General features: G+C 46.7%; 18 protein-coding genes. 16 read left to right on the forward strand and 2 right to left on the reverse strand.

Annotation, left to right across the window (positions count from 1 at the left end; all coding sequences use genetic code 11):
- Positions 1–19 precede the first annotated feature (19 nt).
- The 16 genes from LI114_RS02945 to LI114_RS03020 all read left to right on the forward strand — a co-directional run bounded on the left by LI114_RS02945 (position 20) and on the right by LI114_RS03020 (position 21,861).
- Entirely contained in the window at positions 20–1,720 is a 1,701-nt protein-coding gene (locus LI114_RS02945) for a serine/threonine protein kinase (RefSeq protein ID WP_227219199.1), read from the forward strand.
- A gap of 9 nt (positions 1,721–1,729) precedes the next feature.
- Entirely contained in the window at positions 1,730–2,530 is an 801-nt protein-coding gene (locus LI114_RS02950) for a hypothetical protein (protein WP_227219200.1), read from the forward strand.
- Complete coding sequence (locus tag LI114_RS02955) at positions 2,531–2,980, forward strand: hypothetical protein (RefSeq protein WP_227219203.1); 450 nt, start codon at positions 2,531–2,533, stop codon at positions 2,978–2,980.
- Entirely contained in the window at positions 2,977–9,066 is a 6,090-nt protein-coding gene (locus LI114_RS02960; protein WP_227219205.1) for an Ig-like domain-containing protein, read from the forward strand. The genes LI114_RS02955 and LI114_RS02960 overlap by 4 nt, the downstream gene beginning before the upstream one ends.
- Before the next feature lie 42 nt (positions 9,067–9,108).
- Positions 9,109–9,390 (forward strand): zinc ribbon domain-containing protein, encoded by a 282-nt coding sequence (locus LI114_RS02965; RefSeq protein ID WP_227219207.1) that lies wholly within the window; start codon positions 9,109–9,111, stop codon positions 9,388–9,390.
- Between the two features lie 9 nt (positions 9,391–9,399).
- The gene (locus LI114_RS02970) at positions 9,400–9,726 is read left to right on the forward strand and encodes a hypothetical protein (protein ID WP_227219209.1); all 327 of its coding nucleotides are present in this window, start codon (positions 9,400–9,402) and stop codon (positions 9,724–9,726) included.
- A gap of 6 nt (positions 9,727–9,732) precedes the next feature.
- Complete coding sequence (locus tag LI114_RS02975) at positions 9,733–10,356, forward strand: hypothetical protein (protein ID WP_227219211.1); 624 nt, start codon at positions 9,733–9,735, stop codon at positions 10,354–10,356.
- A gap of 17 nt (positions 10,357–10,373) precedes the next feature.
- The gene (locus LI114_RS02980) at positions 10,374–11,012 is read left to right on the forward strand and encodes a zinc-ribbon domain-containing protein (protein ID WP_227219213.1); all 639 of its coding nucleotides are present in this window, start codon (positions 10,374–10,376) and stop codon (positions 11,010–11,012) included.
- Positions 11,013–11,026: 14 nt separating this feature from the next.
- Entirely contained in the window at positions 11,027–12,187 is a 1,161-nt protein-coding gene (locus LI114_RS02985; protein WP_227219215.1) for a hypothetical protein, read from the forward strand.
- An 18-nt stretch (positions 12,188–12,205) separates the two neighbouring features.
- A complete protein-coding gene (locus LI114_RS02990) occupies positions 12,206–12,922 on the forward strand; it encodes a vWA domain-containing protein (protein ID WP_227219217.1) in 717 nt (238 codons plus the stop codon).
- A gap of 43 nt (positions 12,923–12,965) precedes the next feature.
- Positions 12,966–14,318 carry a protein phosphatase 2C domain-containing protein gene (locus LI114_RS02995; RefSeq protein ID WP_227219219.1) on the forward strand — a complete coding sequence of 451 codons (1,353 nt, stop codon included), beginning with the start codon at positions 12,966–12,968 and terminating at the stop codon, positions 14,316–14,318.
- 24 nt (positions 14,319–14,342) lie between these two features.
- Complete coding sequence (locus tag LI114_RS03000; RefSeq protein ID WP_227219221.1) at positions 14,343–15,593, forward strand: protein kinase domain-containing protein; 1,251 nt, start codon at positions 14,343–14,345, stop codon at positions 15,591–15,593.
- Positions 15,594–15,619: 26 nt separating this feature from the next.
- On the forward strand, positions 15,620–18,472 hold the full coding sequence (locus tag LI114_RS03005; RefSeq protein WP_227219223.1) for a zinc ribbon domain-containing protein: 2,853 nt from the start codon (positions 15,620–15,622) through the stop codon (positions 18,470–18,472).
- A 146-nt stretch (positions 18,473–18,618) separates the two neighbouring features.
- Positions 18,619–19,524 (forward strand): LysR family transcriptional regulator, encoded by a 906-nt coding sequence (locus tag LI114_RS03010; RefSeq protein WP_227219224.1) that lies wholly within the window; start codon positions 18,619–18,621, stop codon positions 19,522–19,524.
- A 108-nt stretch (positions 19,525–19,632) separates the two neighbouring features.
- Complete coding sequence (locus LI114_RS03015) at positions 19,633–20,748, forward strand: 5-methyltetrahydropteroyltriglutamate--homocysteine S-methyltransferase (protein WP_227219226.1); 1,116 nt, start codon at positions 19,633–19,635, stop codon at positions 20,746–20,748.
- A gap of 183 nt (positions 20,749–20,931) precedes the next feature.
- The gene (locus LI114_RS03020) at positions 20,932–21,861 is read left to right on the forward strand and encodes an acyl-CoA thioester hydrolase/BAAT C-terminal domain-containing protein (protein ID WP_227219228.1); all 930 of its coding nucleotides are present in this window, start codon (positions 20,932–20,934) and stop codon (positions 21,859–21,861) included.
- Between the two features lie 70 nt (positions 21,862–21,931).
- Here the strand turns inward: LI114_RS03020 and LI114_RS03025 are convergent, their stop codons facing one another.
- Positions 21,932–22,189: a heavy-metal-associated domain-containing protein gene (locus tag LI114_RS03025; RefSeq protein WP_227219230.1), complete on the reverse strand. Its 258-nt coding sequence runs from the start codon at positions 22,187–22,189 to the stop codon at positions 21,932–21,934.
- A 171-nt stretch (positions 22,190–22,360) separates the two neighbouring features.
- Positions 22,361–23,359: a glycoside hydrolase family 130 protein gene (locus tag LI114_RS03030; RefSeq protein ID WP_022128289.1), complete on the reverse strand. Its 999-nt coding sequence runs from the start codon at positions 23,357–23,359 to the stop codon at positions 22,361–22,363.
- Positions 23,360–23,597 lie beyond the last annotated feature (238 nt).

The raw sequence follows: 23,597 nt of genomic DNA on the forward strand, positions 1-23,597 counted from the left end.
AAGAAGGGTAAAATACACTATGGCTTCAATGGGCGAGATACTCGACGGAAAATACGAGATACTTACTGAGATAGGAAAGGGCGGAATGTCCAAAGTATACCTCGCAAGAGATATACGCCTTAATAAACAGTGGGCGGTAAAAGAAGTCGAGAAAAATGCTAGGGATAGGAACAACAAAATAGTAGTTCAAAGCGCCATCGGCGAAGCGAATATGCTGAAAAAGCTTGACCACCCCGCTCTGCCGAGAATCGTAGATATTATCGACAACGGCAAGGTGATATGCGTTGTAATGGACTACATAGAAGGCGTCCCGCTGAGCCGTGTGATAAAAGAAAAGGGCGCGCAGCCCGAGGACGCGGTCATCGACTGGGCAAAGCAGCTCTGCAACGTGCTCGACTACCTGCACACGCGCGAAAAGCCGATAATCTACCGTGATATGAAACCTGCGAACATAATGCTACAGACCGACCATTCGGATAAAGACCACCCCTACGGCAGGATAAAGCTTTTCGATTTCGGAATAGCGCGCGAGTATAAGGAAAACAAAACCGGCGACACCGAGTGCATGGGCACAAAGGAATATGCCGCCCCCGAGCAGTTCGGCGAGATGGGTCAGACCGATGCGCGCACCGATATTTACTGCCTTGGCGCTACGCTTTACCATTTGGTAACGGGGCATACATTCGTGGAAAATTTCAAGCCGATAAGAAGCTGGGACCCACAGCTCTCAGTGGGTTTTGACGAGATACTTACCAAATGCACTCAGCGCGAGAGGGAGAACAGGTATCAGTCCTGCGCAGAGCTGATGTACGCCCTCGACCACTACAAACAGTGGGGCAACGAATACCGCAGATCGCAGAAAAAGAAGTTGGGAGTATTCGCAGCGCTTTTCGCCTGCTCGATATTATCGCTGGGGCTGGGCTTCGGCAGTTTGGGTATGAGGACGCACACCAATAACCTCGACTATGAGCAGAACATGACCCGTGCGAAAAATGAAGCGCTGGTGGAAAATAAGATAGGGTATTACGAAAAGGCGATAGACATAAAACCTATGAATATCGAGCCATACATAAACATGATCGAGGCTTACAAAGAAGACGCCGATTTCAGTACCGATGAAGAGCAGCAGTTCAAAAGCTGCATAAACAGTAACCTCGTAGAGCTGAAAAAGCAGAGCGATTACTGGAAGGTGGCTTACGAAACGGGCAAGCTTTACTGGTACTACTACGGCTACGGCAAGACCGACGACTCGGATAATCAGATAACGCGAATGAAAGCGGCGGTAGAGTGGTTCAACGACGTGGTGCAGTACGGCGATAAAAACGGCGATGAATACAAAATATCGCTCATCTACCGCGACATAGGCATTTTCAACCGCGACATCACGCTAGACATCGAGGAAGCTTCCGACAAGGGCAAGTACGCGCCCTACTGGGAAAACCTGCGGTCTATGGCGGAGCAGGTGAACGGTGAAGATCAGGAGATAGTTCAGCTGGAGCTTTACCGACTGATAATGAACTCGATAGAGAATTACTCGAGAAAATTCAAGGCAGACGGCATAAAGCAAGACGATATGCTGGCGGTGTACGATACAGTATGCGAAAAGCTGGAAGCGCTGAATACCAATTCTGACAAGACGGACGAGCTGAAAGCGCAGCTTATCGGCAGAAAGCAGACCGTGCGGCAGTCGATAGACAGCGCATACAGAGATGGGGAGTAACGGAAGATTATGAGTGCTGAAACATGGTTTATTATCGCGATAGTGCTGTTCGTGATGGCGGGACTGCTGCTCGCGGCGGCGATAATAGTATTTTTCGCTTTAAAGATCCCCGATATAATCGGCGAGCTTTCGGGCAGAAATTATGCTAAGGAACTAAAGCGTATGCGCGAGGAAGCTGCTAACCCCGTTCCGAAATTCGTGGCTTTTGAGGGCGGTACTACGGAAACGAGCGGCTCTTTCAACCTGCAAAATATCTACACGAAAAACATGAAGAGCGGCGAGCCTGAAAGGCCGAACATAAGAAGAGAGCGCCGCGACGAGCCGAATTTTGAAGCTCCGCCTACCTCGGCGTATATGAATGAGGGCGCGGAGATAAGCAGTTATCCTCAAACTTCGCATATAGGCGATGCTGTTGAGGAGGCCGCGGCGTATGAGGATATGCCGCGCGGTACTGCGCATATCGGCAAGATAGGATCGGCGGGTGTAAATGCTGAGTACGTCGATGATGAACAGCCAACGGGCGTTCTTACTGACAATTCGCAGCAAGACGATGGCGAGCAGCTTACCAGCGTGCTTAGAGAAGACAGCGAACAGCTTACAGGCGTGCTGAATGAAAATCTGTATGATGAGGACGAGCAGCCTACCGATCTTTTGAGAGAGCCGGACGATATAACTTCTGAGCTTTCAAAACCGACCGACGGGGGGCAGGGCTTTACCGAGATATTTACAAGCACCGGCGACGATGCCGACGGCGGTTTCGTGATAACGAGGTCTGTAAAGGAAGTACATACCGAAGAGGTGATCGCGTAAATGAAGCTTTTTAAAAGCGCGCTCGTCTGCACGGTGATCTCTTCAGCCGCGATAGTGCTGATACCGCTGGAAGAGATCTCGAAAAGCTGGGAAAATGCCATGCGGTTTGCCGTGCCGATAATATTTTGGGCGGGGCTTGCGGCGGAGCAGATACTCTTCGGGATATGCCGAAAAAGCATAGGCGCTGCGGAAAAGCCAAAAAAGAACAAGGCTTTTACAGCGGCGTGCATAGCGTTTGCGGTACTGCTGGCGGCTTTCATCGTGATGTCGGCGGCAAATATCGGCGCGAATGCGGCGCAGTTTGTAGTTTTGTCACTTTTAGTGCTTTCGCTGAGGTGCATATTTATCTTCAGAGGAAAGTGCTTTAGATATTATTCTGAAATAAAAGATATGAAAAAATTCGGCAAGAGAGATCTCGCTGAAAAGGAAAGGGAAGTTGATGATATATGAGTTATTCAGCGAAAACGACGGCTTCTAGGGCTGCTGCGGGAACTATGGCGGCTATATTTGCGATGAGCGCTTTTTCGTTCGACCAAGCGTTTATTTCCGCTTCGGCGGAGAGCCTTGCCGCTTACACAGTAAAATTTACAAATTCAAACGGCGACTTGCAGGACGTTGACGGCGTAAAGGTAACTCTTACCTCCGCCGCCGACCCGAATGTAAAGGCGGAGAGCACCTCTGAGGACGGCAAAGCGGTATTTGAAAACTTTGCCGAAAGCGGCGCTGAGTATAACGGGACGTTTGATTTCACAGGCGTTTACGGCTTTAAGGAGCTGGAGAGCAGCACCATAACCGTCGACGGCGACAGCTGGTCGGCGGTGATAGAGGCTTTGCCGAAATACACTGTTTCGGGCAAGGTGGAGCTGAAAGATCTCGATAAGCTGGATAACAGCGTATCGCCGCTGATGAGCTACTGGGGCTACGGCCACGGCAATGCGGACGAGCCTGAAAAGGTAACTATCGGCAATGACGGCGGTTACAGCTACGAGGTCTACGGCGGATATGATTACAGCTTATCAGTATCGGCGGGCAAGGAATACGAATTTAAAACAGTAGTGAAAAACGTTTCGGCAGATACCGAGAATGACGATTACACGCTGGAGTTTGCCACATATTCGCTAAAGCGCGCGGTAAACGGCACAGGCGGCGGAATAACTTTTGACCTGAAGGACGATAAGGGCGAATATCAGCCGATAGAGGAGGACGATATTGCTGACGATACCATTTCGGTGAACGCTGCGAGCAGGGTGCGCGTGAACGTGAATGCCGATGATACATACGCTATAAAGTCGCTCAAGATCGGCGGCAGCGAGATAGCGGACGCTGAGGGCAAGAGCGAGTACACGGCAGAACTTTCGGGCATTTGCGATAACACCGAGATAGAGGTAGAGTTTCAGAAAAAGATATACACGGTGACGTATGTCATCGGCGAAAACGGCAAGCTTTTGAAGCAGGAGAGCGACGATGCCGCGAGCGGCTGGGTAGAGATAAAAAGCGGCGATAAGTCGGAGGAAGCAGGCTCTTCCGTAACGCTGAAAGCAGAAGCAGGCAGCAATTACCATATCGATGAGTTTAAGGTGGACGGCGCTGACCGGATCTCTGCTGACGACAGAGCGGAAAAGAATTCGCCAAAAACTTTTGAACATAAAATCGACAAAATCAAAAATAATGTTACGGTAGAAGTCAGCTTCGTTATAGATGAGTTTGACATCGCTATCGACAATGGCGAGGGCGGCAGCGTTAATGGCAGCACCGCCGCGAGCACGCTGACCGTTGATTATGACGCGTCACCCGTGCTGGAGATCACTCCCGATAGCGGAAAGCACATCGCGAGCGTAACTAAGAAATACACCGAGATAGTTCACAACGATGAAACCGGCACAGACGAAGAAAATGCCATCGAAGAGCCGCTGGAGTATACGGAAAATGATAAGTCATCTAATGGCTACACTCTTACACTGGAAAATGTAACGTATGATTTTACGGTAGAAGTTCGCTATGCGGACGATGAAACTAAGACCGAGGCTGAAATACCCGCGGGCGTATCCAGTAATCTGGAAGAGCTTGTTAAAAAGGGTCGCAAAGATGAGGCTGACAATACATACTATCTGCCAGCCGATGAAAATAACAGAGCGAAATTTTCTTACAGCAGAGATGACAGCGACGATGAGGTTTACGGCATTGCTGTAAATAAAAAGCTTAGCGATAGAAATTCTAAAGACGTGACCATAGAAAGCGGCACGGAGATAAAAACCATCTCGCTGTACTATGACCACCAGTGGCATAATTATGAGCTTGCAAAGCCGATAAAGATCGTTTATGACGGCGATGCGCCGACCATAGAAGCTAGAAGAGAGCCTGATAATGACTGGACTAGCGAGCAAAATGTCACCATCACAGCTACTATAACGGACAACGCCGGCGGCAGCGGCGTTAAGCCCGAGTCGGTGACGATAAAGGGCAATGGTGAAAACGATATTGTCGAGCCTATGACCCCTGATGGCGATAAGTGGACATTTGTAACATCTGATGAGCAGGATAAGACCTACACGATAACGGCAACGGACTATACCGGCAACTCTAATTCAAAAAATGTTACAGTAGGTATAGACAGAAAAGCTCCGACAATAGATGTCGCAAGCGTAACCAGTGTCAACGCCAACGATTCAATTGCTTACTGCGATGACTTTATCCAGTCAAGCGAGGCTGTAACTATAAATGTTAAAGCAAGCGACGCTGAGCCTTCGAGCGGTATCAAGGAAATTGCTCTTACCGCGGAGCTTGTCGGCGGTTCGGACAATGGCACAGAAATAGCTATTGGTACTGTTGATTATAATGAATCGGCAGCGTTTACAGTTGAACCTAAACTTTTTGATAAATATAATTACGACCACTGCAATTTCTATGCAGTTGCTCAGGACAATGCAGGCAATGTTTGCAAAAATACTTTGCTTGAGTTTGAAAATAGCGGAAAAACATATACTAATTTTATAATTTCGTCAAACAGCACTTTGAGTGTTGGAATTAAACCTAATTCTGCTGAAAAATGGTATAATGACAAAGAAACCGGCTTCACCTTCTGCACCTTTAGTTGGAAAGATGATAAATTCTATATCGAAGAAGTTTCAATAGATATAAATAATACTCCGATCAAGGGTAAAGTTGGCAACACAGAGAATGAAAAGTGGGACAAATTCCTTAAGGACTTTAATACTGCTTGTAAAGAAAACGAGCGGGGCGAACATCATGAGCTTACGCTTTCCGCCGATGCTTTGGTAAACAGCGGCTGTTTGAAAGACGGCGAAAATACCGTAACTATACGCGTTAAAAATGTAGTTAGCGACACCGAAAAAGTAGCGTCATATACATTCTGGATTGATAAAACAAAACCTGTCATAGAGGATATTAACATTGCTCCAAATGAGAATACGATCAAGAAAGCAATAAACGCGCTCTCGTTCGGATATTTCTTCAATAACACAGTTGATGTAACTGTATCTGTAAAAGACGAAAACGCTTCTTCGGGTATCAAATACGTTAAAATGACGTACACCGATACTAAAGGAAAATCAATTGAAAAAACTGCGGGTGTGAATGATGAAGGCGTGGCTGTTTTCACACTTCCCGAAGAGCAGATAAAAGACGAGAAGGTATATCTCAACAGTGGTCTGACATTTGTGGCTTATGATAATGTTGAAAATGAATCAGAACAACTTGCTCCTGAGAACGGCGATCTCATGATAGAGAACATCAAGCCTGAGATAACTGTTGATCTGCCTGAAGCATATGGGAATGCAAATGAAAATACTGACAAGGGCGGCAACTGGTACAACAGCGATGTTGAAATGAAAACTACCGTTAAGGATAAGAATTCCGGCATCAATTCGGTGAACGTTGAGCTTTTCAAGGGCAAGGCTGACGACAATGCAAAGGCGTTCAAAGCAAAAGAATACGCTGAAGCAAACGGCAAGGTCGCAAAGGTCGAAAAGAGCTATACTGAAAATATCGCTAAGACCGACGAGGACGGCGAGTATACGTTCAAGGTCAAGGCTTTGGACAATGCAGGAAATGAAAGCGTTTCGACCCACACTGTATATAAGGACACCAAGCCTGCCGAGATAACTGATTTTGAATTTATCACGAATGGATATAAGGACGGCTATGAGGACGGTCATACGCCTTTCAACGGCGTTATCCCCACGCTTTACGGCTACTATTTCAAGGAGGACGCTACTGTAAGGATAAAGGCTGAGGACAGCGGCTCGGGCGTAAATTTCATCTACTACAAGCTGGAAAATATCAACGATAAAGATCACCCCGAGGGCGGCTCTGCACCGGCAAACAAGGATGGATATATAGACATCACCGTAAAAGCGGGCTTTAAGGGACAGATCTCGGCATACGCTACCGATAACGCTGGCAACAACGAAGTAAACTACAAGACCCCGAACGGCACGGTAGTTGAAACTCAGCAGCAGCATGAGAACGAGGGCGCGCACATCGCGATCTCAAGACCCTCACCTGTTTCGACCACGAACAGCGGCGATCCGCTTTACGCAGGCTCGGTTCCCGTGACCATCACCGTAAGCGATATGAACTCGGGTATCAGAGATATAAACTGCACCATAAACGGAAGCCAGATAGGCACTTCGATACCCAACAGCATCGGCGAAGCAGAGTACGGCGGCTGGAAAGTGCTCGAAAGTCAGGACAACCTCATCTACAAGATGGAAAAGACCGTGACTGTAAGCGAGAACATAAACAATATCCCTGTAGTGGTAGAATTTACCGACCGCTGCGGAAACACCAGCCATTCCGAGGATTCTTTCAGCATCGACACTACAAAGCCGAGCATAGAGATAACTTGGGACAACACCCAGCCCGACTCGGATAACAAGGATTTTTACAACAAGAACCGCACGGCGACTATTACAGTTACCGACAGAAACTTCTCCGGCTCAGACCTTGTGCTGAATATCTCGAATACTGATTATTCCGTACCCTCGGCAGGTTCATGGACATCCAGCGGTGAGGGCGACAGCATGAAGCACACCACTACCGTTACATTCTCGGCAGACGGCGACTACAAATTCTCGGCGTACTGCTTTGACAGAGCGGGTAACAGATCTAACGAGGCGAAAACGCCCGACTTTACGGTAGATAAAACGCTCCCTGTTATCAGCGTTTCATACAGCAGCTCAGACGAGGACGCCACCGACTGTTTCTCAGCCGACAGAACGGCTACCATAACCGTTACCGAGCACAATTTCCAGGAGTCGAGAGTAAGTATAACCGGTACGGCGACCAATGGCGGCGCAAAGGTGAAGTTCCCCGAAGCTTCTAAGTGGAAGCAGTCGGGCGACAAGTACACCGCTACCATCAAGTACACCGACGAAGCGCTTTATTCGTTCGCGATAAGCGTAAAGGACAAAGCGGGCAACGAAAGCGCGAAGTACGAAAAGGACAGCTTCACAATCGACAAGACCGCTCCGCAGATAGTGTTCACAGGCGTAAAGGATAAGTCCGCAAACAACGGCGAAGTAGCCCCGATAATCACCATGACTGATACGAATTACGATGACAGCACGGTGCAGATCTCGCTCAGCGGCGCTAACAACGGCGAGGTTGAGTACCCCGGCAACTTTGGCAAGACAAAGGGCGGACAGGTATACACCTTTGAAAACTTTGAGAAGAAAAAAGAGATCGACGATATTTATACGCTTTCCGTAAGCGTTACCGACCTTGCGGGCAACACGGCTTCGGGAGCTATAAGCTTCTCGGCGAACCGTTTCGGGTCGGTATACACCATCGACGATTCTACTAAAGAGATACTGGGCAAATACATCAACGAGGAAAGAAACGTTATCGTGAAAGAAACCAACGTTGACGAGCTTGTTGACAGCAGCATCAACGTAAAAGTAATAAAGAACGGCTCGCCCTCAGATCTTGCAAAGGACAGCGGTTACACGCTGGGTCACGAAGGCGGCAACGGCGAATGGAGCGTTTACACCTACACGGTAAAGGCTTCGCAGTTCAAGAACGACGGCAGCTACGGTGTATCCATATTCTCAAACGACAAGGCGGATAACGAAAACGACACGGCTGAGGAAAAGAACAACGCTGAGATAGCTTTCGGTATCGACAAGACCGCGCCGATAATCGTGCCCGTAGACATCAAATCAGATGAAACGTACAGCGACGAAGTAAAGAACGTAAAGATAGAGATAAGCGACAACCTCGTGCTAGACACGGCTGAGGTAATGCTGAACGGCAAGAAAATAGACTGCGATATACAGGGCGACACCTTTGATCTGAAAGTACCCGAGAGCACTAAGCGCCAGAACATTTCGATAACGGCGACCGACTCAGCAGGAAACAAAGCGCAGATGAAGATCTCAAACTTCCTCGTATCCTCGAACGCATTTGTACGCTGGTACAACAACACGCCGCTCTTCATCGGAACGATAATCGGCGCAATAGTGCTGATAGCGGCGATAGTAATGCTTTTCGTATTCTTCAGAAAAAAGAAGCTTTAAGGCAAACAATAGCAGGGCGCACGCCCGGAAAGGAAAAAAACGATGTGGTATCCTGAATTTACAATAATATACATTCTGCTGTTTGTAGCAGCGGCGGTGGCGATTGCTTCGCTGGTGCTTGTGATAATCGTATTAAAGAAGCTCTCAGACGTAGAGATCACGCTGAGCACAATGAAAAAGTACAGAGATTTCAGCCCTGCAGCGCCCACTGCGCAGGGCGAGATCCCTCAGCCGCAGAACCGCAATGTGATATTCTGCAAAAACTGTGCTAACGAGTACGACGCTTCGCTTTCATTTTGCCCGAATTGCGGCGCACGCAGATAAGAGGCAGATATGGCGGCAAAGAAGGAGGCGAAGAAAATGGGCAGGATAAAGATAAACATAGGCAATGTTGTATCTGCATCGGCGAACGTAAAGAATGCAGGCAGCAGGCTAAGCTCTGTTCGCGGCTCATTAAACTTCACGAGCGGCAGCCTTGACTGGCAGATAAAGCAGCGGTACGGCATAGAGGGACGCATATCCTCAGCGGTGCGCAATGTAGCGGAAGCTGAGGATATACTGCGCCGAGTATCCGCGGTGATGGACAAGGCGGCGGAAAGGTATAATTTCACTGAGATAAAGTTGGTTCGGCTCACGGGGGATGTTAGGGTGAAGAGGTGATAAAAAGTGAGATGTAATAACTGCGGTAAAAATCTAAGCGCCGGCACAACGGTCTGCCCTGTATGCGGAAGCGCTGTTCAAGGGCAGAGCAGTACCCGTAAAGTGCAGACGCAGGATAATATGCCCAAACCGAAGAAAACCATAGATCCTGCATTAAGATCAGGCCATGCGCCAAAGCCGAAAAGTACTCCTAAAACAGCACCCGCTCCTGATCCTGCTTCGGTGCCGGAGTTTGTTGCGGAAACGGGTTCAGGCGGATTTTTAAAGCTTATCGCCCTTGCCGTAGTTGTAGTTATCGTTATAATGATAGTCAACGCACTGCGACCTATGGAAAAGAAAATACAAGGCACATGGGAAGAAGTCGGCTGGTATGATGATGATGGCGAATATAATGAAAAGGATTCTCCAAAGGAGTGGGAATTCAAGAGCAATAATAAATTGCTTATCGGCGGTGACGGCAAGACATACTCTATCGACGATGATATTCTTACAATAAAGAACGATGAATACAACGGCTTTCAAAACGGCTACGATACAAAGAATTATAGGATAATAAAATTGTCACATAAAAAACTTGTATTAGAAGATACAAAATATTCAGGCAGGCAAAAAGTATTTGAAAAACAGTAAAGAGGGTTGACCGAAAAATGAGATGTAGTAATTGCGGCAAAAACTTAGAGGAAGGCACAAAGTTTTGTCCTGTATGCGGAAATGCTGTGCCGGAACAAACACACACTATGCAAGAGCCGCCGCTTACTCCGCTAAGACCTCAAGCTGAAATGCATTTTTGTCCAAAATGCGGAAGCGTTGTACCTCTGAATGCAAGATTTTGCGCTGCCTGCGGAAATGAGCAGAGAGGTGTGCAGAATACTAATTCAGTGGTCTTGATATTGAGCAGATACAAAATGTATATAGCCATAGCGGCAGTTTTGCTTGTTGTGGTCATATTGGTGATCGCTATTGTTTCTAATAAAGATACAGAGAAAGACAGCGACGATAAAAGCGATACAATAGTCGGTACATGGGAGCTGGTCGGCGGTTATAATGACAACGAGTATGTAGAGCTTGATGAAGATGACAGAACTGAATGGGAATTCAAAAGCAACAATAAGCTTAGGATAGACGATCAGATAGGAACATACACCATCGATGATGATATTCTTACTATCAGTTCTAAAGATTATGATGATGAAGATTCATTCCGGATCGTTAAGGTCACGAGAAAGAAGCTGGTGCTGGAGAAGATCGGCGGTTTAGCTACGCAAGTTGTCTTTGAAAGACAGTAAAAGGAGAACGTAAAATGAAATGCCCAAGATGTAATTGCGAATTTGAATACAACTTTTCAAAGTGCCCTGAATGTGGCTATGAAATGTCGGATAGAGCAGATGCTGCACCGCAAAAGCCTAAAAAGACCAGCAAGGTGATAATAGCTGCGGCTTGCGCGGCTGTTGTGATATGCGCCGGTACTATTGTTTGGGCGATGGAAAAGAATCACGAAAATGTTTCAACTGATGAATCAAATGAAACGGTATCCATATCAGATTCTGTTTATTTGAATGAAAATGATTCTAAAACAAACTATACGGAAGATTTTGATTTAAAAAGTGAAAAGTTATTTGATAGTTCAGAAGAGCATGGTATATCAGAGAATAATAGTGATTCCATAGTTATAACGACATCAGATGGCGAATATGATTTAGGAACTTATTCGCAAATAACTACTTTGCCGTTTGATAAAATAGTTGATTTCTGTAAAACTTATGATGAAGTTATAATTAGTGATTCAGAAACCTATAAGACCAAAGATATATCAGATATTAGCGATGGAGATTCAATATCAATTTATGCATTTGATAACGATAATAATGCTCAGCAATCACTTAGAGATCTTGTTAGTGACTGTGGGTTAAATATCTTTAAAAATAATTATGCATTTAGTGACCAAGGAAGTACTATAACTGTGACTTATAGTTCGGATAATAACAATCCGTTTGCAGCGCATATTTCATCTCCGCTGTTTTATTATGAATCGCTCAGTTTAAGTAATCATAGTGATGATATGACATTTGAATATGATGCCGAGGTTATTAGTTTAACAAATGAAGAACTTGAAGCGTCATTAGCATATGATCTGGAAAGCAGTAAATTTGAAAATTCTCTTTATGGAGAAAATTATAGTGGCAAGGCTTACGATATACAAGAGTTTGTTGGTGAATATACAAATAAAAACGGTACAACCTTTTTGATTGCAAAAGATAGCAGAGATTATGAAAACAACAATGAAACAAAATCGTATGTAACAGGTTATAAAGCTTATTCGGTTAGTGACGGATTATTACATACGATAATGGTGACGAATACGCTTAGTCTTTCAGACAAGGCGAATGATCTCCCAAATGAAATAGACATGGTTTCAATTGATGAATTTAAAGAAATACTTGATTCATTCAGTACAAATTAAAACACAGGAGGAATAATTATGCTTCAACAGAAAGAATTTAACGGTGATTTTATAAATCAGGAGGATTTTAATACTACGCCGATATTCAGCGATACTGAAAAGCATCTTGCTTGCATTTTTGTGCTCGATACTTCCGGCTCGATGACTCTGCATAACGCTATCGACCAGCTTAACATGGGGCTGAAAATTTTTAAGGAGCAGACTATTCGGGATAATTCCACAATGGCGCAGGCTTGCATAGATATTGCTTTGATCTCTTTCGACAGCAAAGTACAAGTTATTCAGGATTTTACTCCTATTTCTCAAATGATAACGCCAAACCTTGAAGCATACGGACAAACTAAAATGGGCGAAGCGCTCGATACCGCTATGGATATGATCACCCGCAGAAAGAAAGCATATGTGGCGTCGGGAACGCCCTATTTCCGCCCGTGGCTTTTCTGCATTACCGACGGTCAGCCTACTGATGGCTATAAAGAAGCCGCCGAAAGACTGCAATGGATGGAAGAAAACAGAAAGCTTGTTTCCTACTGCATAGGCGTAGAGGGCTGCAATTATTCTGTTATGCAGGAGATCTTTGACCCTAACAGCATTTTCGGTCTGAAAGACTGCGATTTCGTAGGGCTTTTCAAATTCGTATCTGCCAGCATTACTCCTGTTATCAATAGTAAGGAAGGTACTCCTTCGGTAGATGTTGATATTCCATCAAGTATGTTCCGTATCCCGCTGAACTAATTTTTAGAGCAAAAATATAATTATTGAAAGCAGGTGGCAGTCATTGTTAGGCTTTTTTAAGATCTCGGCGATCGGTAAATCACATCTCGCAAAGTCTGATGGAGTTTGTCAGGACTATTCAGACGTTGTGCAGACAAACGAAGACATGATAATAGCCGCGATAGCTGACGGACTCGGCAGTGCTGAAAAGTCAGATATTGGCTCGCAGATAGCTGTAAAAACGGTATTAGATCATATAAGCGGAAGGATAAAGCCCTCGAAAAAGGCTGATCTTTATATCAATGCTCTTCATGAAGCATTTCAGTTTGCATATAGAACCGTTATAACGTATGCAAAAAATCAAAATGACGATCCAAAGATGTATAATACCACTCTTACTGTCGCTATATATAACGGCAAAGATCTGTATTACGGACAATGCGGCGACGGCGGTATTGTTGCGCTGACATATGACGGCGATTACATATGCGTGACCGACGTTATGAAAGGCGAGGAATTTAACGAAACGTTTCCTTTGCTTTGCGGCGAGGGATACTGGACTTTCGGCAAAGCAGACCTGCCGATCTGCGCATTTACGATGATGACCGACGGCATATATGATATTGTATGCTCGCCGCTTCTTGCAAATGAAAAACAAAAGATATATGTGCCTTTCATAAGGCGCTTTATGGACAGAAATGTTTTGAAAGCGAATGATCCCGAAGATTTCAGAAAATTGCAAGAGAGCATTTCTGCCTTTATTTCCGGCAACGGCATACCGGGTGTTACCGATGATAAAACGATTGTCGGCGTGATAAACACTAAGGTAGTTCCGAAGCTAAAAGACGAAGAATACTACCGCGAGCCTGATTGGAAAGCTTTAAAAAGAAAGCAGTATGAGATAATGGATAGGGAGTATAACACTTCTTCTGTCAGACCCCATGTCACTCCGCAAAAGAGCGCTGGTGTATCAGAAAACTATCGAGCGCAGATAGATGACTGCCAAAGAAAGCTTGCAGAAGAGAAGGCGAAGAATAAAAAGCTTGCAGATAAGCTGATGAAGGCTTTGTTCGTTGAATCTATCTTAATTCTGATTCTTATTGCGGCAATATTGCTTTTGGTATTCGGCTCAGAAAAAAAAAGCGGTCACGAGAAAAAAGCGGAGTCTGGCAGTTCATTCTCTGCTGCTGACTCCAAAAAGGAAAAAAAGAAAACTGAAAAAACGGACGATTTAAGTTCTCAGCCTGCCGTTACAAACATTATTTCAAAAATACCTGAGGATATAATCAGCAAAGTGCAGATAGCTGGCGAAGATGTAGTAGTTACTGATAGTACTGTTGATGAACCTCAGAGCGACGACATAAGCACTTCTGACGACGCCGATAACGAACCGCCCGCAGCGGAGTATGCCGAATAAAAACATAGGAGCTGTTGCATAAACATGGATATGACATATAAAAGCAATGACGGCGTTTCTTATACTTTGATCTCGCCTGCTCTGGCTTCAGGCGGCGAGGGCTGTATTTATGAGATCAAAAACCACCCCGATATTGTTGCGAAAATATATCATGAAGAAAAGTGTACAGAATCGCGCCATGATAAGATAAAGGCTATGCTTCTGACATCTTCAAGCAAGCTGCCGGAATGTGCGTGGCCGAAGGCGATACTGTATAAAGGCGGTCAGTTTTGCGGTTATATAATGGATAAAAAGAGCGGATACAGCGATCTTGCGGAGTTTTATTCGCCCCAGAGCCACGAAAATAACGTATGGTCAAAGTTTATTCTTGCAGCTGCAAATATATCGGCGGCTGTTTACAATATTCATGCATGTGGGCATATAATCGGCGATCTGAACCCCAACAATATTTTAGTCGATGTGAATAGCTGTAAAGTAGTTATAGTCGATACCGATTCTTTTCATATACGGCAAAACGGCGCGATAATGCCATGTACAGTTGTGACTCCTGAGTATATACCGAAAGAACTTCAAGGCAAGGATTTTAAGAAAAGCGAGGCGTGGAGATCATTCAGTGAATCTACCGATAATTTTGCTCTTGCGATAATCATATTCAGACTTTTGATGAATGGCGTTCATCCTTTTGCCTGCACTGCTGTAAGCGTTTCGGGAAGTCAGTTTCAGCCGGAGATGAATATTGCAAACGGCTACTGCGCATATTTCAGCGATACGAATCATAATGGAAATCTGCTGGTAACGATACGCTCGCCGTTTATATCCATATTTCCGGAAAAGATACAAAAGCTTTTTGCGCGCGCTTTTGTGGCAGACGCATCTCAGCGACCCTCTGCTTACGAGTGGTATGACGCAATGATGTGTTTGGCAGGCTCGCTGAAAAAATGCAGCGAGAATCCAATGCATATGTATTACTCGGGCAAACCCGTATGCTCGTGGTGCGAATACGAGCAAAGCATACCTGTAAGAAAAAAGTACATTATGGATAACATCAAGATAGATGAATATAAACCCAAGCCTAAACCCAAGTCTAAACCTAAGCCAAAGCCAAAGCCGAAACCTAAAGATGAGCCTACTCCAAAGCCGAAGCCTGCGCCCACACCTGTTCCGCTTCCTGAGGAGCACAAGGACACATCTTCCGAAGGCTTTTGGCTTGCGCTGTTCTTGATTTGTTTGATAATAGCTTTGGTCGTTGCATTTTCCAACGGATTGTTTCTCTAGATATACAATAAAAGGAGTATCGTAATATGCCAAACAGATGCGCAAAATGCGGAAAAATACTTAATGGAAGTAATATATGCCCAGTTTGCGGAAGCGCGGCGGTTAATTCTAATGTTCAAAAACAGCAAAGCGGATCTGAGAAGGTGATCTGCCGTAATTGCGGAAAGGTGTATCAGAATAAAAAACAGATATGCCCGGTATGCGGAGCTAAAAATGCAGCCTACGTTCCAAAAGCTAAGGTGAGCGCTGATGACCATTGCCCGAATTGCGGAAAGAAACTTGGCTCGGCTGAAATGATCTGCCCCGTATGCGGATATGTAAGGCAGGGTGAGCCTAAATCTAAGCCGAATCCGAAGCCTGTACCGCCTATTCCTGCGCCTGTTCCTCCAAAGCACCGCCGCTCATTCCTTCCACTCCTCCCCATAGCGGCCGTAGTTTCAGTAGCGGCGGTAATATACATCTACCGCTCTACATCGAGCAATATGCCCGAAACTGCCATTGCGAACGCCGACGCCGCAGCCGAACTTGTTACGGCTCAGCAGACGGTAGGCGAGGCGCTGAACGAGGTAATGTCTACCGACGAATTTGACAAAGCCGATATAGATACCCGCAAAGAGCTTGTGGGCGGCGCGCTTGACGATATGCAGAAGCAGGGATATATCCAAGAACCTGTTTACAACGCGGTGTCTGAGATTTATGAATATGATTATACAGCAGGCGGCAAAGGCGGCGTTATGATCGTCGAATTCAGCGACGATGTGAGCGGCATTGCCAAAGATTACGCCGATAAGGACAGCAGCGGCAAGGTGATAAACGTAAAAAATAAGCTTGAGTACGACGCTTCAAAGTACTCTTACAAAGAAAAAGACCTCTCTGCTAAGGTGATGTATGGTCTGGGGTATGATGAAATGCTCAGAGAACTGAAAAATCGTGATAACGTTTGGAACTCTGAGGGATTGAAAGCATATATCGACGAGGATTGCACCGTAGAAGATTTTGCAGACAGTTTAGGCGAATGTTCATTTTTAGATATACGCGAACATGGTATGATGTACCAAGAAACTCCCGTTATATGCACTATGGAGATAGTTACGGAAGATAATTTAATTAAGTATTTAGATGATGTATTAAACGACAGAGTTATACTGATCAACTTTGAAGATGACCCAAGTCATGCTAAATATGTCCTAATGCCTGATTTCTTCACCAAGCATTATCAAAACAATGAACTCAGCAACACTATAATATATATCGGTGCTTGTCATGCTTATCAAAATGACAAGCTTGTCAGCTCATTCAAAAAATCCGGTGCAAAAAGTGTTGTAGCCTGCACTGATACGGTTTATAGTTATTACAATTATTACATCGTAGACGCTTTTGTTTACAGCTTGCTGAGCGGCGATACCGTCAACGAGGCGCTGAAATATGCTGCCGATATGTGGGGCGGCGATGATATACAGTGGGCGAATAAATATTTTGCAAGCAATGCAGATATAAAGGCAGAGATAGCAGTGCCAAAAATTGCTTGCGGCGGCGATCAGCGGCTTGTTACCGTTGTGGAAAAGGAAGAAGCCAAAACGCCTGAGCTTGTTAAGGAAATAGTCAGCTGGACAGCCGACAAAGAACCCGGCGCGGGAGATACATGGATAGATACTTTTGAAATGTACGAAAGCTACCGCGATAAATATGGATTTGAGCAAAACGAAATGTGGTTTCAAGACCTTGACGGCGACGGTACGCCCGAACTCATCGTCGGCGGCTACGGAATGCGCGTAAACGAGCCTGAACAGCATTTCTTTGCGGTGTACAACAAGAGCGGGTCGGTAGAGGACGGGCTGACTACATTGTGGACTGCGCGCCGCGACTATGGTCATAAGGCGTTCACATTGCAGGCTTATAAAGACTCTTCGGGAAACCTCAGTTTTGCGGACGGAGAGCTTTATGAATACACAAGCTCAGGCCAGTCAAGCGGCGACGGCGCATACGGATTATACACTTTTACATTCGGCAATTCAGGCAACTGGACGAAATCAGAAGAAAAGTTCTACTTCACTAAAAGTTCAGACAACGGAAGCGAAGTTTACAACAGCTTTAAGGTAAGCGGAAGCAACGTTGAAGCAGGCAAATTCAAAAGCAGCTTCAACAGCTATTTCAGTGGAAAAACGCCGCTGAAAGCAAATGTGAAAACTATACTTCTGACCGACTACAAGAGCATGACGCAGGCGGAGCGCGAGCAGGCGCTCACCGAGTCGTACAATGCTTTCAGTTACAAAGAGGACAGCAGTATATCTGCACCGCTGAGCGATATGGTGAACAGCATTTCCGAAAAAGCGGAAGAGCCGAAAGCCGACAGCTCGTCTGAAAAGCCTTCGGACAATTCGCAGGAGCAGAAGCAAAATTCATCAGACCCGTTCGCAGTATACGCCGACAAGCTCGCAAAGCTTTATGCGGAAAAGAGCGGGCCTTCGCCGTATTACTATGTGGTAGACCTTGATCTTGACGGCAATTATGAGCTTGTGTGGATAGACGAGGGCGGGGCTTCTACATCTGAGGCAAGAGTTTTCAAGGCGGACAGCTCAGGAAATCTCGCCGACCTCGGAACATTCAACTGCGGAGGACGTGCGCAGCTGCTTTATTCCTCCTACTACGGCTGTTTCGTGACGGATTATCTCTCGACCGACGTCAATGACAATTACGAGAACATCGAGTTTATCAACAAAGTAAGCGTATCTTCGGGAAAAGTCAGCACTGAAAAGGTGGCTGAAACGTCGATGAGCGAGAGGGACGCTTATGGATTATCCTCGCCGACAGCGGGATACAGCTATGACGGAGGCGGCGCTGATGAAATCAAAGCGCTAGCCATGAGCAATCAATTCTGACAAATGGATATTTTTACGCCGCAGGGCTGATGGGTCATGGACTCGGAGGGACTGCGGCGTTTTTTTGGCCGCCTCTTGCCCAAACCCCGCGAATATGTTATAATAATCATACTCCCAAAAAACCTCAAAAAAGGACGACTCAAAAAATGACCCTACAACAATTAAAATACTTTACTGCCGTTGCGGAATGCGGCAATATCACTGAAGCGGCGGAAAAGCTATTCATCGCGCAGCCCAGCCTTACTTCGGCTATCCATAGTCTGGAAAATGAGATGGGCGTTACCGCTTTTATTCGCTCGAATAAGGGCGTTGAGCTTACACGCGATGGCGAGGTGCTGCTCTCTTACGCGCGTCAGCTGCTTGAACAGGCGGACGTTATGACCGAGCATTTTCGCGGCGAACATTCGCAAAAGCCGAGATTTAGCGTTTCCTGCCAGCATTATTCGTTTGCCGTGAACGCTTTTGTTGACGTTATCAGAAAATATAACGCCGATACTTACAGCTTCACCCTCCGCGAAACGCAGACTTACGAGATAATCGACGACGTTTCCGTTGGCAGAAGCGAGATCGGCATACTATACCTCAGCGAGCACAATGGATCAGTCCTCTCAAAGCTGATACGCAAGAATGACCTCACATTTCAGCAGCTTTACTGCGCACGCCCGCACGTCTTTATCTCCTGCGAACACCCCCTCGCCGCTAAGAACACGATAACCACCGCCGACCTCGAGCCTTACCCCTACCTCGTTTTCGAGCAGGGCAAGCATAACTCGTTCTACTTCTCAGAGGAATTTCTCAGCGCGCTGGAGCTGCCTAAAAACATCATGGTGCGCGACAGAGCCACCCTCTTCAACCTGCTCATCGGCTTGAACGGCTTCACCGTATGCTCGGGCATAATCGACTCTGGGCTGAACGGCGAAAATATAATCGCCCGCCCGCTCGACTCCGACTGCGAGATGCGCATAGGCATAGTAACCAAGAAAAACGCCGTGCTCAGCCGCTACGGAAAATGCTACCTTGAGCAGCTTAAAGTACATCTGTCGATAGATTGAAACTATGGACAATGCGCAGTTAAAAGTATTTTACTATCTGAATTATCCATGCTATAATATTATCACAGCAAACCGATAGGCATTATTTTATGGAAAGAGGTAGTAAAAATGAGCAATATCAAGTCACCATACCGCTACGATCACGTCGGCAGTTTTCTTCGTCCCGAAGAGCTGAAACAGGCGAGAAAGGACTTTAAGGCGGGCAAAGTCAGCAGGGAAGAGCTTACGGCGATCGAGGACAAGGCGATAACCGCGTTGGTGGAAAAGCAGAAAAAGGCAGGCTTTCACATCATCACCGACGGCGAGTACAGAAGAGAATTTTGGCACCTCGACTTTATGTGGGGATTTGAGGGCGTTGCTCACGAGAATACAGGCTCGGGCGTGCAGTTCAGCGGCGAGCTGGCGGCGCTTGACGACACATATCTGGTCGGCAAGATCAAGGCCGCCCCGCACCCGTTCGTTGAGTACTTCAAGTTCTTAAAGCGGTTTGAGGACGAGCAGACCGTTGCGAAATACACGATTCCCGCACCCGCGCAGACTTTCCAGCAGATGATAGTTCCGCAGAATATCGAGCAGACGAGGAAGTTTTACAGCACCAACGAGGAGCTTATTCAGGACATCGGCGCTGCTTATCAGGCGGTTATAAAGCAGTTTTACGATGCAGGCTGCCGCGATCTACAGCTCGACGACTGCACTTGGGGCGCGGTAGTGGGCGACGCCGCGAAGCAGAGATACGAGTCGCTCGGCATCGACATCGAGGACGTGAAAAAGCAGCTTTTGGAGGTAAATAACCTCGCGTTGGCGAACAAGCCCGCCGATATGGTGATAACTTCGCACATTTGCAGGGGCAATTATCACTCTACATATTTTACCAGCGGGCCGTATGACTCGGTAGCCGATTACGTTTTCGCGCACGAGAACGTTGACGCTCTGCTGTTGGAGTATGACGATGAGAGAAGCGGCGGCTTTGAACCCCTTGCAAAGGTTTCGCCCGACAAAAAGGTGGTACTCGGACTCATCACCTCGAAAACGCCCGAGCTTGAGGACAAGCAGGCGGTGATCGCGCGCATACACGAAGCGGCGAAGTTTATCCCCCTCGAAAGGCTCTGCCTCAGCCCGCAGTGCGGCTTCGCTTCCTGCGAGATCGGCAACAAGCTGACCGAGCAAGAGCAGTGGGCAAAGCTAGCGCTCGTAAAGGAGATAGCGGAAGAAGTTTGGAGATAACAGGCTAAAACATCTTTCAAATTTGGTGAATTACACGTTTTGAAAAAGGGCAGGGAAGAGATCTCTGCTCTTTTTCGTTTGCTGCTTGACTTTTGCGCATTGAAGTGATATAATATGAGTAAGCATATGCAAACTGCTTGACAGTCGGGAAATTTTATGCTTTGATACGGAGGTTTGAGAAAGATGAAAAAGAAGTTTTTTGAGATCGAAAAAGATGGTTTTTACGGTACATATTATGAAGATCCGAATGGCTCTGACTGCACTATGATAGGTCTTTTCGGCGACGACCCTAATGATTACATGGCGAAATGCGGTGCAAAATGGCTGCACAGCAGGGGCGTGAACGTTATGTGTATGTCGCCCGGCAAAAAGAATTACAGCCACGTCAATTTTCCGCTGGAGCGCATACAGACAGCCATTGACTGGCTCAAAAGCCACGGCTCGCGCAAGGTAGGCATAATGGGCATGAGCACCGCGGGCATGGATTCCATCGCCGCCGCTTCGCTGCTGCCCGACCTCACGCTGACTTTCGGCATCACCGCGAGCGATTTCGTTTGGCAGGGCTTCGAGCAGGGCAAAAAGGACGGCTGCGGAGAGTGGCCGATACCGAACGCTTCGACGCTTTCTTGGCAGGGCAAGCCGCTGCCGTATATGCCTTTTATTTACGAGCACCCCGTTTACTGGCAGAAAATAGAGGGAGAAACTAAAGGCTCGGGCGATATAGAGCGCAGCACCTGCCTTTTTATCGACTCAGAAAAGGCGCACCCGCTGACCGAGGAGCAGATGATAAAGGTCGAGAATATCAAGGGCAAGCTTATCCTCGTCGGCGCGGACGACGACTCGTTCTGGGAGGCTGGCAAGTACGTTCGCCGCATGGACAAGCGTTTGCAGGAGCGCCCGCACGAGTGCGAGTATGAAGCGCTGGCGTATGAGCACGGTACGCATTTCGTACTGCCCGAGTCGATGCTGCGGCTGGCGCTGCCTTTCGGTCTGAAATTCGTGATGCGCTTTATTTTCAAGGCGGCTAAGGATTTCCCCGACGAGTGCGAGCAGACCCGCAAGGACATCGACAGAAAGCTCTCCGCCGCCCTCAGACAGTGGGTAAAAGACTAAATCTAACGTTCATAAATAGCAAAAGCTCCGCTGCGGATATACCCGTGAACGGAGCTTTTTTGTCATTCAATCATTTTCTCTTGAAAAGCGAGAAGCCCTTTTTCTCGTAAGGCTCGCGCGCGGCGGATACGAAGGTGTAGCCTGTTTTCTCTACCGCGTCTTTCAGCTTTTCGTCGCTGATGTCCTCTTCGGCGATCATCACCGTTTCGCCATTGGCGTGCGAGGACGTTACTTTCTTTACGTTGAAATTCTGGCGCATGGTGTCGTTCATGTGTGATTCGCACATTCCGCACATCATGCCGTCGATCTTTACAGTTATTTTTGTCATGGAAAATCCCTCCTTAAATGCACGTTAGCGCATACTAACCTCATTTATATTATACCACACTGCTGGGCATTTGGCAAGGGGCAGCGTTGTAAAAAAATATAAGATAACAATTTAAGACAAAAAAGCGGGAGCCGAAAAAAGCTCCCGCAATACTTGCAGTTTATGCAGTTATCAGATGGAGGAGTGCTCCTTAACATACTTGATAACGTCGTCAACGGTGGTGAACGCCATAGAAACGCAGGTGTCAGCGCAGCCGTAGTAGATAGCGATCCTGCCGGTATCCTTGTCGCAGAGAGTAGCGCAGGGGAAGGTAACGTTCTGAACGTCGCCAACGCACTCGTAGATCTCCTGCGGGCTGATGAGGTATTCAGCACATCTGTACTTTACCTTCCAAGGTTCGTCGATGTCGAGGATGCAGGCGGAGAAGCTGTAAACAAAGCCGTTGCAGCTTTCGAGAACGCCGTGGTAGAAGCAGAGCCAGCCCTCAGAGGTCTCTATCGGGATCGGGCCTGCGCCTATCTTCTTGGACTCCCAAGCCTTGAGGGGGCCCATAACGTGTCTGTGCTCGCCCCAGTACTTCATATCAGGCGACTGAGAGATGTACATATCGCCGAAAGGAGTATGGCCGCTGTCGGAAGGACGCGAGAACATCAGATACTTGTCGTTTACCTTTCTGGGGAACATAACGCCGTTTCTGTTGAAAGGCAGGAATGCGTTTTCGCACTGATAGAAGGTCTTGAAGTCAAAGGTGTAGCCAACGCCGATGGTGGGCTTCCAGCCGTAAGCGTTGCACCAGGTCACCCAATATCTGTCCTCGATCCAGGTAACGCGGGGGTCGTAGCCGTAGCCCCACTGATTTACCTCTTCGGTAGACTTGTCAGCCTGTACGAACTCGATTCTTTCAGGATTTATCTTCCAGTTGATACCGTCCTCAGAGAAGCCTGCGTGCAGCTCCATGTTTCTGACCTTATCGTCTACACGGAAAACGCCTGCGAACTTGCCCTCGAAAGGAACAACAGCGCTGTTGAAGATAGAGTTGGAAGTGGGGAGAAGATTTCTGGGGATAATGGGGTTAGCATTGTATCTCCATACTACATCGTTGCAGCCCTCGGGCTTGTCCTGCCAGGGCATATTAGGAATTGACTGACCGTTGATGATTTCTACGCTCATTGATAAATTCCGCCTTTCATAAAGATTTTTTGTCCGCGCGCCGCGCCGCTAAAAAGCGCACCGCCGCGGTAATTTTCATAATTTTTCGGGCGTTTTTACCGCCTATAATATTAAACCACAAAATCACAAAAATTTCAAGCCCCTTATTTTTTTGAAAACGTTTTATTTCTGAATGTAAACGTATTCTTGACCGATTTAATAAAAAGTTTACAAATCGGTGCGGCGGGGCAATGCTTAC

Source organism: Ruminococcus sp. 210702-SL.1.03 (genome assembly GCF_020559915.1).
Taxonomy (GTDB): Bacteria; Bacillota; Clostridia; order Oscillospirales; family Ruminococcaceae; genus YE71.